Source organism: Pseudomonas sp. NFACC04-2 (assembly GCF_900119265.1).
GTDB classification, from domain to species: Bacteria; Pseudomonadota; Gammaproteobacteria; order Pseudomonadales; family Pseudomonadaceae; genus Aquipseudomonas; species Aquipseudomonas fluorescens_AA.
The window spans coordinates 223,807-236,920 of the sequence record NZ_FPJC01000003.1 but is presented as its reverse complement, the minus strand read 5'-3'; the positions used below and the strand labels follow the sequence as shown (position 1 = coordinate 236,920).

Genomic DNA, 13,114 nt, shown 5'->3' with positions numbered 1-13,114 from the left:
GTTTTCAGGGGGCGGCCCTTGGCAGGGAAAACCGTTGCTTCAGGCAACCCTTCACTGCAGATGCCGGGAACGCGGCATCATTGAAGATGATCGGCGTCAATCACTGCCTGGGCGAACGCCTGCGGCGCTTCTTGCGGCAGGTTGTGACCGATGCCGCCGTCGATCAGGCGATGCTCATATTTGCCGGTGAAGCGCTTGGCATAGGCTTCGGCGGGCGGATGGGGAGCGCCGTTGGCGTCGCCTTCCAAGGTGATGGTCGGTACGCCGATCGAGGGGAACGTTGCCAGTTTCTTTTCCAACCCATCGTACTTGGCTTCGCCCTTGACCAGGCCCAGGCGCCAGCGATAGTTGAAGATTGAAACCGCGACATGATCGGGGTTCTGCAAGGCGGCGGCGCTTCGGTCGTACGTCGCGTCATCGAAGTTCCACTGCGGCGACGCCAGCTTCCAGATCAGCTTGGCGAAGTCGTGGGTGTTGTTCTCGTAACCGAGGCGGCCACGCTCTGTCGCAAAGTAGAACTGATACCACCACTGCAACTCCGCGGCCGGCGGCAACGGCGCCTTGCCGGCCTCCTGGCTGCCGATCAGGTAGCCACTGACCGCCACCAGCGCCTTCACCCGCTCAGGCCAAAGGGCCGCGACAATGTCAGCGGTGCGTGCGCCCCAGTCATAACCGCCCAGCACGGCCTGCCTGATGCTCAGCGCGTCCATGAAATCGATGAGATCGCTTGCCAGCGCGGAAGGTTGGCCGTTGCGCAGGGTCTTGGCAGACAGAAAGCGCGTATCGCCATAACCGCGGGCATAGGGAATCAACACGCGATAGCCCTTCTCCGCCAGCGCTGGCGCCACATCTGCATAGCTATGGATGTCGTAGGGCCAACCGTGCAACAGGATCACCACCGGCCCATCGGCGGGACCGACCTCGGCATAGGCAACGTCCAGCAGCCCGGCCTTGACGTGCTTGAGCGGGCCGAACGACGTGTGGCTGCCGGGGGTAATCGCGCCGACAGTGCTCGCCGGCACATCGGCCGCGCTTGCCTGGGACGAGGTCAATCCCAAGGCGCCAAGCTGCATCATCGCCAACGCCAGTAGGGTTGGCGCGAGCAGGCGGCGATGCCGGGGAGCGGAAGTAGGGTTTATGTCCATGTGAAGCTCCTTGCGAACGACGTGGGGTGGGCCAGTGAGACGGCTTGAGCTGTCTCGATGGGCCCCATTTGACGTTGGCCAGGTATCGCGAATGTGTCAGCGACGGGCTTGAATGCAACGGCTCGTATCGGCCATGTCCCTGGATACACAGAGCTACATTCGTGTTACGCGCTTGCTGCGGGTTTGGTCGGGGAGGCAGCCAGTCGCTTAAAGTGGCTTCCCATGAAACGCCTGTCCCAACACCGCCAACCGCTCCGCCAACGGTGGCAAGCATTGGCTGCTGCGGGTCAGGATGCCGATGTTGTCGGCATTGCGCTCAGCCACGGCCTGCACGCTTTGCAGGCGCTGGTTGATGCCCATCGACGCCTTGGATTGTTCCTGGGTGGTGCTGGCGATCAGGTCGTTGAAATGATTGATTACCGCGATGTCTTCGACGACGGCGTGCAACAGTTGCGAAGCCTGTTGGCTGGCGGACACGCAGCGCTCCACCCCATCGCGGCTGTCTTGCATCGCGACGGCGGCCTGGCGGCTGCCTTGCTGCAGCTTGGCGATGATCTGTTGGATCTCGGTGGTGGACGTCGAGGTCTTTTGTGACAGGGTGCGGACCTCGTCGGCCACCACCGCGAACCCGCGGCCCTGCTCGCCAGCCCGGGCCGCCTCGATGGCGGCGTTGAGGGCCAACAGGTTGGTCTGCTCGGCAATGCCATTAATCACATCCAGCACCTGGCCGATCTGCTGTGCCTGGTCGGCCAGGACCTGCACGGTTTCGTTGGTCAGGTTGATGCGCCCTGCCAGCTCGACAATCTCTTCCCGGGTCTGGTCAACCGTGCTGCGCCCGCGGTTGACCTGCTCGTTGGCCTGGCCGGCGCGCTGCAGGGTCTGGTCGACATGGCCGGCGATGTTCTCCATGGCCGTCACCAGATGGCTGATCGCACCACTCATCTGGGCCACTTCGTCGAGTTGGTGACGGGCACCGGATTCCAGGGTCTGGCCGACCTGGGACAGGTCCTGGCCCAGGTCGGCCAGGTTGCGGGTGTCGCGCACCACGCCGTCCACCAGTTGGGTGACCTGCTGGAGGAAATGATCGAAACGCTCGCTCGAAGAGACCTTGAGGCCATCGCTGCCCTGCCTGTCAGCGTCGTTGCTCAACTGCGCGGCCGCCGCCAGTACCTTGTCGAGCACCTTCTGGTTTTCCGTGGCGTCGACCAGGCTCTGGTTCGCCAGGTAAATCAGGATCACGCTTTCCACCACCACGTAGAACGCATGAAGAAAGATCATCGACCAGCCACCGTGGGTGTCCATGACGAATACCGGATAACCCTGATGTTGAAGCCAGTGAAAACCAAGGTGATGAACCGCGATGGTTGCGGCGGCAACGACAATCGGCAGCCAGTCACGGTAGAACGTCAGCACGGCCAGCAGCACGAAGATTCCGAAGTGGAACTCGATCACGCCGTGGGTCTGGTTGATGTGCAATGCCGCCATGACCATCAGCGCCACCGCGATGACGCAGCGCATGGCCCGGGTGCCGGCCAGGATGCGATAAAGCGCGGTGCTCGCCACGCAGGTGGTCGCCCCCACCAACAGCGCCTGGCTGAACGTCGAGTGCAGGAACGCCAGGCCCAGGGAATACAGCAACGTGAGCCAAAGCAGCCCCAGCATGATGCGGTCGGCTTTACGGTGGTGATCGTTAAAGCGCACGGGCGATGTCATGGGGGTCGTCCTTTTCAAAGACTTGGAAGTCCGTTACCGAAGGCCATTAACGGCTTAGCGGCGTTTCGAGAGAGAACTTTAACTGATTACCATCAATTAGAGGCACTACGCCACCAGGCTTTTCTCAGCGACCTTTGCTTTATGATGTGCGCCATCTCATGACTGACTGATGGAGCCCCCATGACTTTCGATTTCGACACCGTATTGGAGCGCCACGGCACCGGCAGTACCAAATGGAGCCGCTATCCGGCCGATGTGTTGCCAATGTGGGTGGCCGACATGGATTTCCCCGCCCCACCGGTGGTCATCGACGCGCTGCACAAGCGCCTCGAACATCCGATGCTGGGCTACAGCGTCGCCCAGGACAATCTGCGCGCGGCCATCGTGGCGGACCTGTGGAGCAAGTACGCCTGGCGCGTCGAGCCTCAGCAGATCGTGTTCCTGCCTGGCGTCGAGCCGGGTTTCAACATGGCGCTGCATGCCCTGGTGGAACCCCGACAGAATGTCGTGGTGCAGGTGCCCAACTACCCTCCGCTGCGCCACGCCCCCGGTCACTGGCAGTTGAACAAAGTGGAATTGCCGTTCACCCCGGTCAAGGGTGAATTCCATACGCCGTTGGCCGCGTTGCGCGAAGCATTGCAGGGCGGCGGCGCGCTGTTGCTGAGCAACCCCCACAACCCGCTGGGCAAGGTGTTTGGCCGCGAAGAACTCAAGGCCGTGGCCGACATTTGCCTGGCGCAGGACGCCTGGATCATCTCCGACGAAATCCATGCCCAATTGTGCTTCGACGGCCGGGTGCACATTCCGACCGCCTCCCTCAGCCCGGAAATTGCCGAGCGCACCATCACCCTGATGTCCGCCAGCAAGGCCTACAACATCGCCGGACTGAAAACATCGTTCGCCATTATCCAGAACGCCAAGCTGCGCGAGCGGGTCAACAACGCGCGGGCCGGCATGGTCGACAGCGTCAATGCCCTGGGCCTGGAAGCGACCCGCGCGGCCTACAGCGAAGCCGGCCCATGGCTTGAGGCCTTGAAAGCTTATCTGCAAGCCAACCGCGATTACCTGGTCGAGGCGGTGAGCACCCGTCTGCCGGGCATCACCATGACCGTGCCCCAGGGCACGTACCTGGCCTGGCTGGATTGCTCCGGGCTGGGGCTGGATAACCCGCAAGGATTCTTCTTGAATGAAGCGAAGGTCGGGCTGAGTGCCGGGCTGGATTTTGCTGACGATGCCGGGCAATTCGTGCGCCTGAACTTCGGCTGCCCGCGGGCGTTGCTGGAGGAAGGCATCGCGCGGATGGAGCGCAGCCTGAAAGCCAGGGGCTGATTCAACTGCCAATGCCCCCTGTGGCGAGGGGATAAATCCCCTCGCCACAATAGTCATCTGCCACGATCGTTTTATTCATGCATATCCGGTGCATGGACAAAGCACAGCTTGTTCCCCTCCGGATCGCGGCAATAGGCTCCGAAATAGCCTTCGCAATACTGCGGCCTCGGACCCGGTGGACCTTCGTCGGTACCGCCCATGGCCATCGCCTGCTCCCAGGCAGCGCGGACAGTTTGCGGGGAATCGGCGGCGAAGCTCACTTGCATGCCATTGCCCCAGGTCGCGGGCAGGCCATTGAAAGGCAACTGGACAAAAACCTGCGGCCAATGCTTGCCGGGCTGACGCCAGCCTTCTCCCGGCGGGCCCGAATCGTTTTCGCCCTCGATGCGCTCCAGCCCCAGGCAGCCGAGGACTGCATCATAAAAAGCGACCATTGTCGGCAGGTCCCGCGCGCCGATCTGTATGTGGCTGAACATTGCCCTGCTCCTTAGACGACACCTGTACTGACATTGAAGAATACAGGCTCGTCCAATGTTCGCCAGGCCCCTCTATTCGCCGACGAAACGCTCCTTATCACGCTCATCGACTGGCCGGACAATCCGACCGAACTCTGCCTGAAAACCCAAAGTCCACCCTCCATCGCAACCCACCAGGAGAACGACGATGGTCGACTACCCTTTCCCGCCTTTCCCTAAACAAAGCCAGCCGGTGCCCGGCACCCAGCGCAACATGGACCCTTATCCGGACTGCGGCGAACAGAGCTACACCGGCTCCGGACGCTTGGCGAACAAGATCGCCCTGATCACCGGCGCCGACAGCGGCATCGGTCGCGCCGTCGCCATTGCCTTCGCCCGTGAAGGTGCGGATGTGGCGATTGCCTACCTGGACGAGCATGAAGACGCCAAAGAAACCGCACGCTGGGTCGAGCAGGCCGGACGCCAGTGCCTGTTGTTGCCCGGTGATCTGGCGGACAAGGGCCTGTGCCGCAAGATCGTCGATGAAACCGTCGCCCGCTTCGGCCATATCGACATCCTGGTCAACAACGCCGCGTTCCAGATGACCCACGAAAACCTGGAGGACATTCCCGACGAAGAATGGGTGCGCACCTTCGATATCAACATCACGGCGATGTTCAGGATCTGCCAGGCCGCCGTGCCGCACATGAAGCCTGGTGGCTCGATCATCAACACCAGCTCGGTCAACTCCGACATGCCCAAGCCGACGCTGCTGGCCTACGCTACCACCAAAGGCGCCATCGCCAACTTCACCGGTGGCCTGGCGCAGATGCTCGGGCCCAAGGGCATCCGTGTGAACAGCGTGGCGCCGGGACCGATCTGGACGCCGCTGATCGTAGCGACCATGCCCGAGGAAGAAGTGCAGAATTTCGGTTCCCAGACACCTCTTGGCCGCCCTGGCCAGCCGGTTGAAGTGGCGCCGATCTATGTGCTGCTGGCCTCGGACGAAGGCAGCTACATCTCCGGAGCCCGTTATGGGATTACCGGGGGCAAGCCGATGCTTTAAGCATCGGCGCAGTGTTTTACCTGCGGGAGCGAGCTTGCTCGCGATAGCGGTGAACCAGTCACCATTGATGTTGCCTGGGCTGGCCCTATCGCGAGCAAGCTCGCTCCCACAGTGGACTGTGCCCAGCCAGTCGATCGGTAACAGCAGTGCCCTTGACACAAGGTACCGGCGACAGTGCTCAGGACGGCTCCTTGGCAATCACCGAGATCTTCCCGTTGCGCTCGATGATCGCAAACTTGATCTGCTCGAGGGTCTCGATGCCCTGGCTGGAACGTGCCGCTTCCATGATGTCTGCCTCCACCAGCCGCGCATGACGCATCCGCCCGCGCAGTATTCGTCCGTCCTCGACGATGATGGTCGGGCCACCGTCGATCAGTCGCGACACCCATTGGGAGCGCAGCTTGAGCAATGAGAAGCCGACATCGATGGCAATCAGCGTCACGATGACCATCAGCGCGTTGGTCATCGAAAAATCATCCCCCAACAGCGCCTGTTGAGTGGCTTCGCCGATGATCATCAACAACACGAAATCAAAGGTGGTGAGTTCTGCCAGCGAACGTCGCCCGGCGATCTTGAACAACACCATCAACGCCGCGTACATCACGGCAGCTCGCAGCACCGAGTCCATAGGTCACCTAAGGAAAAATGAACTGATTGAAACTCACCGAGGCACCGCCGGGGGTTGCGATACGACTGTGATAGGTCCCGAAGCCATCGCCGAGCAATGACAGGTGCAGGTTGGCCTGGCCTCGTTCATCGGCCTGTACCCAGAGGGTCATGCCCTGCCCCGCGCCCGCCGAGCGCATCGGTTCAGGTTGCAACGCCTGCACCTCGAAACCTTCCAGCCAATCGCCGCCCAATTCGACTTCCAACACGGCGTTGGGCTGGCCCTTGAGACGGATGACCAGGGCGTTGCTGGAGCCGTTGCGGTGGAAGGCCTGGTACTCGACGCCAAGGCTGCCGTCGTTGCTGTGCAGCTCCCGGTTGCTTAGCGGGCCACGGGAAAACAGCCCCAGCAAGGCCAGGATCACCAACAGCACCAACACGTACCAGCCAATTCGCTCGAAACGCCAGACCTTGTGCTGGAATGCCATGTCTTCGCGTACCGGAAACTGGCGGCTCCGGTGGTCGTCCTGCTCGTATGGATCGCTCATGGCCGCCCCCCTAGCGCCGCTCGCCGGCCAGGGCGCGCTGGTGAAAGCTGGGCAGTTGTTGCAGTACATATTCGGCGGCCCACAATTGCACCTGACAGCGACTGCCGAAGAACCGCACGCAGCGACTGAACAGTGCTCGCTGACTGTCCACATCGAACGCCCAGGCAAAGCAGACAGTGCCGGCGGGTATTCCGTCCTTGTCTTCTGGCCCGAGCAGACCGGTGGTGGCGACCGCCGCGTTGGCATTCGCATCGTGCAAGGCACCAAGGGCCATCTCCTCGGCGACTTCGCGGCTGGTGAGATTGAACGTCTCGATGGTGCGTGGGCTGACACCGAGCAAGCGTTGCTTGGCCTCCGGGGAATACACCACATACCCGCTTTCGATCAGTGACCCACTGCCGGGCACCTCGGCCAGCAATGTAACGATCTTTCCGGCGGTGCAGGATTCGGCCGTGGTCAGGCGCAGGTCATGATCGCGCAGGTAATCAACCAGGATTTGGGCAACAGTCATGGCATACGGTCCTTCAGGGATGCTGATGGGTTGACCTTTGCCGTTGTGATTCATTCCCTTTATCGCCCCGTCGGCAGGGAACAGCAAATAAATGAAACCCGCGTCTTTTTCTGTGCCTCAAACCCAATAAGGGCCTCATGCAGAGGCCGTCCTGATCAGGAGGTCGTCATGTCCGCACCTTTCGTCAAACTGTTCACCCAGCCCGAATTCGCCTGGGCCGACATACGCGAGCAAGAACAGGCACATCCACGTCATTACCTGGCGCATTTGCTGCTGCTCGCGCTGATTCCCGCGGTATGCCTGTTCATCGGCACCACCTGGACCGGATGGAGCCTGGCCGAAAACGAAACGGTACGGCTCAGCAGTGCCAGCGCACTTCAATTGTGCGTGCTGCTGTACGTGACCATCGTCGTCGGCGTCACGTTGATGGGGCTGTTCATCCGCTGGATGTCCCGCACTTTCGAAGCGCGCCCGACGGTCAACCAATGCATCGGGTTCGCCGCCTATACCGCAACGCCGTATTTCCTGGCCGGAATCTTCGGGCTTTACCCGAGCCGCTGGTTGGCCGTGGCGGTGCTGTTGCTGGCATCGGCCTACTCGACATTCCTGCTGTTCGTCGGGCTGCCCAAGTTCATGGGCCTCAAGAAGGAACAGGGCCTGCTGTATTCGGCAAGTGTCTGGGGCGTGGGCCTGCTGGTCCTGGTGACAATCCTGGTGGAAATGATCCTGCTGTGGTTCAACTACCTGCAGCCGGAGTATCTGCGTGTCCCGGTGGGCTGAACGCATTTCAGATTACCGATGACAGGGGCTTGAGATGATCAGGTTCATCCTGTGGGAGCGAGCTTGCTCGCGATGGTGTTGGTTCAGTCACATGGATATTGGGCTTGCTGGCCTCTTCGCGAGCAAGCTCGCTCCCACAGGGGGCCGCGTCGTATATAGAGTTTGTGACTTCTGAACATCCGAATAGCTGCTATACCTCAGACTTTCTTCATACCGATACGCCTGCGCATCTCAGCCGTAATACTCTGCCGAGTCTTCTTCAGCCCAGCCCAAGGCTCATGCCCCACCTCCGCCAGACGCTCATGAACATTGTGCACATTCCACAGGTTCGCCCCCTTGAGCTCAGCCACCTCCTCACGAAATATCGGCACCGACACCGGCAACCCCTCTCGGGTCCGGGCGGCGTAGGCACAAATCGTCGTAGCGCCCAGCCCATTGCGCAGGTAATCGATGAAGATCCGCCCTACCCGGTTCTTCGGCCCGGATACCGCCGAAAAACGGTCCGGCAGCAGCTTGGCCATGTGACTGACAATCGCATGACTGAAGCCCTTGACCTCGTCCCAGCCCAGTTTGCGCGTCAATGGCACCACTACATGAATGCCCTTGCCGCCGCTGGTCTTGAGGAACGCCTTGAGCCCTAGTTCATCGAGCACCGACAAGGTGAGCTGCGTCGCCTCGACCATGCTTTTCCAGGGCAGCGCCGGGTCCGGGTCCAGATCGAGAACGAAGCGGTCGGGCTTGTCCAGATCGACAGAGGTGGCATTCCAGGTGTGCAGTTCCACCGTGCTCATTTGCACCGCGCCGATCAGCGCCTCGGCGTTGTTGATGATCATCACTGGCTGCCCGGTCAGTTCCTTGTCCAGGCTGGTGATACCGGGAATCGCCAGGCGCTCGGGGTTCTTCTGGAAAAACAGCTCACCGGCGATGCCATCCGGCGCCCGGACCAAGGCGACCGGGCGATCTTCCAGTTCCGGCTGGATGAATTCAGCAACGCTGGCGTAATACTCGGCCAACTGCAGCTTGGTGGTGCCACTGCTGGCGTCGATGACTCGCTCCGGGTGAGTGATGCGGACCTTGCCGTCCATGGCCGGGGCCTTGGCTTTTGTCCTGGTCTTTGCCTTGTGCGGTTTCGCGTCGGGTTCGTCCTGGGTGCTGGTTTTTTTCGCCGCAGTGGTTTTTTTCACGGGTTTGGCAAGCTCCTGAGTGATGTCCTTGGCCGGCTTGTCGTTGCGCAAGCCATGGAAGACCGCATGGCGCACCGAGCCTTCCTTGGTCATTTCGGCAAAAGCCACTTCGGCCAGCAGCTTCGGTTCCAGCCAGTGCACGCCCTTGGCTTCGTAGCCGGTGGGCGGGTTCACCACGGCGGCCTTTTTCGTCTCCAGGGGCAGCAATTGCTGGTAGATGCTTTTGAGGGTGGTTTCGTTGAACCCGGTGCCGACCTTACCGGCGTAGCGCAACTGGCCGCTGTCGGCATCATGCAGCCCCAGCAGCAAGGCACCGAAGGCACTGCGGGCGCCTTTCGGATCGCTGAAACCCACCACTACGAACTCTTGGCGATTCTTGCATTTGAGCTTGATCCAGTCGTTGCTGCGCCTGGACACATAGGCGCTGCCGACGCGCTTGCCGATCAGCCCTTCCATCTGCATCTGGCAGGCGCTGTTGAGCAGCGCCTCAGGGGTTTCTTCGAAGGCATCGGAAAAGCGCAACAAGGGGCTTTCGTTGGGCTCCAGCACGGCGGCCAATGCGGCCCGGCGCTCTTGCACCGGCACGTTGCGCAAATCCATGCCATTGAGATAAGGCACGTCGAACAGGTAATAGGCGATCTTGCCGCTGCTGCCGGCCTCGAAGGCGTTTTGCAAAGCCTGGAAGTCCGGCACACCCTGCTCGTTGGCGACGACCATCTCGCCGTCGAGCCAAGCCGATTCCAACCCCAACGCGGCCAAGGCCTCGGCCTGTCTTGGCAATTTGTGGGTCCAGTCATGGCCGTTACGGGTGAGCAGCCGGACGTCGCCGTTTTCGATCCGTGCCATGACCCGGTAACCGTCGAACTTGATCTCATAGAGCCATTCGCCGTCGGGCGCACTTTCCACCAGGGTCGCCAGTTCCGGCTTGAGGGTTTCTGGCAGTGGCCCGGCGACCGCACCGCTGAGGGTGCCTTTGGAGGCGCGTTTCGGCGATTTCGGCCGCGCGGCTTTTTCCGGTTGCTTCACCGCTTTGGCGGCAGCCTTGCCTCGACGCTTGGGTACGAGGGTGCGATCGCTGAGCACGCTGTCCGGCTCGGCCTGGACCACGTCGTATTCGCTTTCGGGGCGGGCGGCCTGGTCCTGATGCTTGATCAGGAACCACTGCTCCTGCTTGCCGGGCATGTGGGTGCGCACAAGGTTCCACAGGCCGCTGAGCTTTTCCCCTTGCAGCTCGAACTTGAGCCGGCCTTTTGCGTAAGCCTCGTGGGGATCCCCCTGGGGAATCCAGACGCCTCGGTCCCAGACGATCACGTCACCGGCGCCGTAATGACCTTCAGGGATGTTGCCCTCGAACGTGGCGTAATCCAGCGGATGATCTTCGACATGCACGGCCAGGCGTTTGGCTTTGGGGTCCAGGGAAGGCCCCTTGGGCACTGCCCAGCTCTTGAGCGCGCCGTCAAGCTCCAGCCGAAAGTCGTAATGCAACCGCGAGGCGTCGTGCTTTTGAATGCAGAACTGCAAGGCATGGGCGGTTTTTGTCGATTTTCGCGAACGTTTCGCCGCCGGCTCCGGGGTGGCAGCGAAATCTCGCATACGGTTGTAATCATCCAGGGTCTTGCTGCTCATGGACCACCTGCCACCTGTTGCAAGGCTGGGTCGGCAACCGGCATCCCGGCGGTTTCCGCGAGCAACTGATCGACCACTCGGCTCAAGGCTTGTTCGACCGAATCGCCCAGCAGCAAGCCTTGTTCGTAGAGCACGATTTGCCGATCGGCGCTGGTGCCTTCCTGGACGATCCGGCGGGCCTGCTTGAAGACGTCCTGGACGCCCAGCTCGGCCGCGGTTTCACCGAAAGTCTGCTCCGCCAGGGTCAGCCACTCACCGATCAGCATCGGCTGTTCCTGCCCCTCGACGATAAACTCCGCGAGAATCCCGTGGCGCTTGGCCCGCCAGCGGTTTTCCTTGAGGATCCACTGGGACATCTGGCTGTAGCGGGCACCGGGTCGGCGTTGCGTCACGGCGTGAGCCACCATCAGGCGGAACAGCGAGACAAGGCACAGCACATCGTCCGCCCGCGGGCAGGCATCGCATATGCGCAGCTCCAACGTGGGATAACGTGAAGAAGGCCGTATCACCCACCAGCAATCGCTGGCTTGGCGAATGGACCCGGTGCGCATGAGCATGTCGACATAGCCGCCAAACGCCGACTCATCTTCGAAATACTCCGGCACCCCCATGCGCGGCCATTCATCGCAGGCCACTTGTCGATAGCTGCTGAAGCCGCTGTAGCCACCGTTCCAGAACGGCGATGACGCACTCAGGGCGAGGAACATCGGCAACCACGGCAAGACCTCATTCATGATCCGCACTCGATCCTGCGTGGCCGGGACTTCCACGTGTACATGCAGGCCCGAAAGTACGCTGCGCCGCGCCACCCGCTGATAATCATCGAACAGTTGCTGGAAATGCAGCTCGTCGGTGGGTTGCAGCACCTGGGTGGCCATCGGGTGCGAACCGGCACTGAGCAGGCCCAGGCCATAGGGCGCCAGCCGCTGGTTCAGGCCCGTACGCACTTGGTTCAGGTAGTCGGCAGCCTCGGGCAGGCCGCGAAAGATGGGCGAGGCCATCTCCACCTGGCATTGGAACATTTCATGGGCGAAATGCTTGCCCAGCTCAGCCTGGCAGGCGGCGACCGCCTCCGCAGGGGGTTCACCCGGCATGCACCGGGTGTTCAGGTCAGTGATGAAATACTCCTCTTCAACGCCGAATTTCATGCGTCTGTTCATCGATGGTCCCTCCGATAGCCCCGCCCAGACCTGCGCCAATGCGGGTTACAACCAACGCCACCACGGCGATCCTTTCCACATCCTGATAACCCGGCGTGAGCAGTTCTTCACCGAACACGTCCGGGTCCAATTCCTTGTAGGTCCAGCCGAAATCCGCCGAGTCACGCCATTGCCCCAGCGCTTCGAGAAACGGATCGCGCCCATCCACCATGGCCACGCCGGTGTAGAGCACCAGCGAGCCGCCAGGTGTGAGCCGGGGCAAGGCCTGCTCGACCATGCGCAGCGACAGCCCGGCGCCCAGGGTGCCGCCGCCATGGCGATAGGCGCGCTCGGAGGGGTCGGCCATGTACGGCGGGTTGGCGACGATCAGGTCGAACTGGCCTGGTACGTCCTGCAACACGTCGCTGCGGGCGACCTCGACGTTGGTCACCTCCGCCAGCGCGGCGTTCACGGCGCTCAGGCGCAGGGCCTGGGGATTGATGTCCACGGCCAGCACTTGCGCCTCACGACGGGCGCGGGCAATCACGATGGCCCCGACACCCGCGCCGCAACCGATGTCCACGGCGCGCTGCACAGCCGTGAAGTTCTGTTGCAGGTGAGTATGGATCAGTTGGGCGAAACGATAGCTGTCAGGGCCGAAGAACACCGCGTCGCTGGCTTGCGTGGGAAACTGCGAATGGGCAAACAACAAGCCATCCAGGCTCGACCAGCGCACCCGGCTACGCAGCAAGCCGTCGTGCGCTTCCAGCACCTGGGCGTCTTGCAGTTGCCGCTGTTCGTCAGTGCTGATCAGCCCCGGCGCAAACGGCCGCGACCAGCCGAACACGTCCCGCAAGGTCTTGGCGCGCTCATTGCCGGGACGCTGGTTGACCCGTTCATGGGTCAACGGGGTCGGGGTGATGAAACGGTAGCCGTCGGCTTGCAGGCGTCGGCCCAGTTGCAGCAGTGCAAGGTCCGGCTCGGACAGGCGTTCTTCTTCATTCATGCAGGG

At 61.8% G+C, this 13,114-nt stretch carries 12 protein-coding genes; 3 read left to right on the top strand and 9 right to left on the bottom strand.

The window, feature by feature from the left end; all coding sequences use genetic code 11:
- Nucleotides 1–77: 77 nt before the first annotated feature.
- Both BT125_RS05550 and BT125_RS05545 read right to left on the bottom strand, forming a co-directional pair.
- Entirely contained in the window at nucleotides 78–1,145 is a 1,068-nt protein-coding gene (locus BT125_RS05550) for an alpha/beta fold hydrolase (protein WP_072405552.1), read from the bottom strand.
- A gap of 207 nt (nucleotides 1,146–1,352) precedes the next feature.
- Nucleotides 1,353–2,858, bottom strand: coding sequence for a methyl-accepting chemotaxis protein (locus tag BT125_RS05545; protein WP_072405551.1), 1,506 nt, complete (start codon nucleotides 2,856–2,858; stop codon nucleotides 1,353–1,355).
- A 180-nt stretch (nucleotides 2,859–3,038) separates the two neighbouring features.
- On the opposite strand from BT125_RS05545, the gene BT125_RS05540 reads away from it, so the two are divergent.
- Complete coding sequence (locus tag BT125_RS05540; protein ID WP_072405550.1) at nucleotides 3,039–4,187, top strand: MalY/PatB family protein; 1,149 nt, start codon at nucleotides 3,039–3,041, stop codon at nucleotides 4,185–4,187.
- A 71-nt stretch (nucleotides 4,188–4,258) separates the two neighbouring features.
- On the opposite strand, the gene BT125_RS05535 is transcribed toward BT125_RS05540, so the two are convergent.
- Entirely contained in the window at nucleotides 4,259–4,663 is a 405-nt protein-coding gene (locus BT125_RS05535) for a VOC family protein (protein ID WP_072405549.1), read from the bottom strand.
- A gap of 187 nt (nucleotides 4,664–4,850) precedes the next feature.
- On the opposite strand from BT125_RS05535, the gene BT125_RS05530 reads away from it, so the two are divergent.
- Nucleotides 4,851–5,708 (top strand): SDR family oxidoreductase, encoded by an 858-nt coding sequence (locus tag BT125_RS05530; RefSeq protein WP_072405548.1) that lies wholly within the window; start codon nucleotides 4,851–4,853, stop codon nucleotides 5,706–5,708.
- A 178-nt stretch (nucleotides 5,709–5,886) separates the two neighbouring features.
- Here the strand turns inward: BT125_RS05530 and BT125_RS05525 are convergent, their stop codons facing one another.
- The 3 genes from BT125_RS05525 to BT125_RS05515 are packed head-to-tail and all read right to left on the bottom strand — an operon-like array spanning nucleotide 5,887 to nucleotide 7,373.
- Complete coding sequence (locus BT125_RS05525) at nucleotides 5,887–6,336, bottom strand: DUF421 domain-containing protein (RefSeq protein ID WP_072405547.1); 450 nt, start codon at nucleotides 6,334–6,336, stop codon at nucleotides 5,887–5,889.
- Between the two features lie 7 nt (nucleotides 6,337–6,343).
- On the bottom strand, nucleotides 6,344–6,862 hold the full coding sequence (locus BT125_RS05520; RefSeq protein WP_072405546.1) for a hypothetical protein: 519 nt from the start codon (nucleotides 6,860–6,862) through the stop codon (nucleotides 6,344–6,346).
- A gap of 10 nt (nucleotides 6,863–6,872) precedes the next feature.
- A complete protein-coding gene (locus BT125_RS05515; protein ID WP_072405545.1) occupies nucleotides 6,873–7,373 on the bottom strand; it encodes a CinA family protein in 501 nt (166 codons plus the stop codon).
- A 168-nt stretch (nucleotides 7,374–7,541) separates the two neighbouring features.
- On the opposite strand from BT125_RS05515, the gene BT125_RS05510 reads away from it, so the two are divergent.
- Complete coding sequence (locus BT125_RS05510) at nucleotides 7,542–8,153, top strand: Yip1 family protein (protein ID WP_072405544.1); 612 nt, start codon at nucleotides 7,542–7,544, stop codon at nucleotides 8,151–8,153.
- A 197-nt stretch (nucleotides 8,154–8,350) separates the two neighbouring features.
- On the opposite strand, the gene ligD is transcribed toward BT125_RS05510, so the two are convergent.
- The 3 genes from ligD to BT125_RS05495 are packed head-to-tail and all read right to left on the bottom strand — an operon-like array spanning nucleotide 8,351 to nucleotide 13,108.
- The gene (gene ligD / locus BT125_RS05505; protein ID WP_072405543.1) at nucleotides 8,351–10,963 is read right to left on the bottom strand and encodes a DNA ligase D; all 2,613 of its coding nucleotides are present in this window, start codon (nucleotides 10,961–10,963) and stop codon (nucleotides 8,351–8,353) included.
- Nucleotides 10,960–12,123: a carboxylate-amine ligase gene (locus BT125_RS05500; RefSeq protein WP_072405542.1), complete on the bottom strand. Its 1,164-nt coding sequence runs from the start codon at nucleotides 12,121–12,123 to the stop codon at nucleotides 10,960–10,962. The genes ligD and BT125_RS05500 overlap by 4 nt, the downstream gene beginning before the upstream one ends.
- Entirely contained in the window at nucleotides 12,095–13,108 is a 1,014-nt protein-coding gene (locus tag BT125_RS05495; protein ID WP_072405541.1) for a methyltransferase, read from the bottom strand. The genes BT125_RS05500 and BT125_RS05495 overlap by 29 nt, the downstream gene beginning before the upstream one ends.
- Between the last annotated feature and the right edge of the window lie 6 nt (nucleotides 13,109–13,114).

Coding starts and splice junctions, on each gene's coding strand:
- BT125_RS05500 (WP_072405542.1), bottom strand. CDS start 12,123: ATGAACAGACGCATGAAATTCGGCGTTGAAGAGGAGTATTTCATCACT.
- BT125_RS05535 (WP_072405549.1), bottom strand. CDS start 4,663: ATGTTCAGCCACATACAGATCGGCGCGCGGGACCTGCCGACAATGGTC.
- BT125_RS05525 (WP_072405547.1), bottom strand. CDS start 6,336: ATGGACTCGGTGCTGCGAGCTGCCGTGATGTACGCGGCGTTGATGGTG.
- BT125_RS05530 (WP_072405548.1), top strand. CDS start 4,851: ATGGTCGACTACCCTTTCCCGCCTTTCCCTAAACAAAGCCAGCCGGTG.
- BT125_RS05550 (WP_072405552.1), bottom strand. CDS start 1,145: ATGGACATAAACCCTACTTCCGCTCCCCGGCATCGCCGCCTGCTCGCG.
- BT125_RS05520 (WP_072405546.1), bottom strand. CDS start 6,862: ATGAGCGATCCATACGAGCAGGACGACCACCGGAGCCGCCAGTTTCCG.
- BT125_RS05510 (WP_072405544.1), top strand. CDS start 7,542: ATGTCCGCACCTTTCGTCAAACTGTTCACCCAGCCCGAATTCGCCTGG.
- BT125_RS05545 (WP_072405551.1), bottom strand. CDS start 2,858: ATGACATCGCCCGTGCGCTTTAACGATCACCACCGTAAAGCCGACCGC.
- BT125_RS05540 (WP_072405550.1), top strand. CDS start 3,039: ATGACTTTCGATTTCGACACCGTATTGGAGCGCCACGGCACCGGCAGT.
- BT125_RS05515 (WP_072405545.1), bottom strand. CDS start 7,373: ATGACTGTTGCCCAAATCCTGGTTGATTACCTGCGCGATCATGACCTG.
- ligD (WP_072405543.1), bottom strand. CDS start 10,963: ATGAGCAGCAAGACCCTGGATGATTACAACCGTATGCGAGATTTCGCT.
- BT125_RS05495 (WP_072405541.1), bottom strand. CDS start 13,108: ATGAATGAAGAAGAACGCCTGTCCGAGCCGGACCTTGCACTGCTGCAA.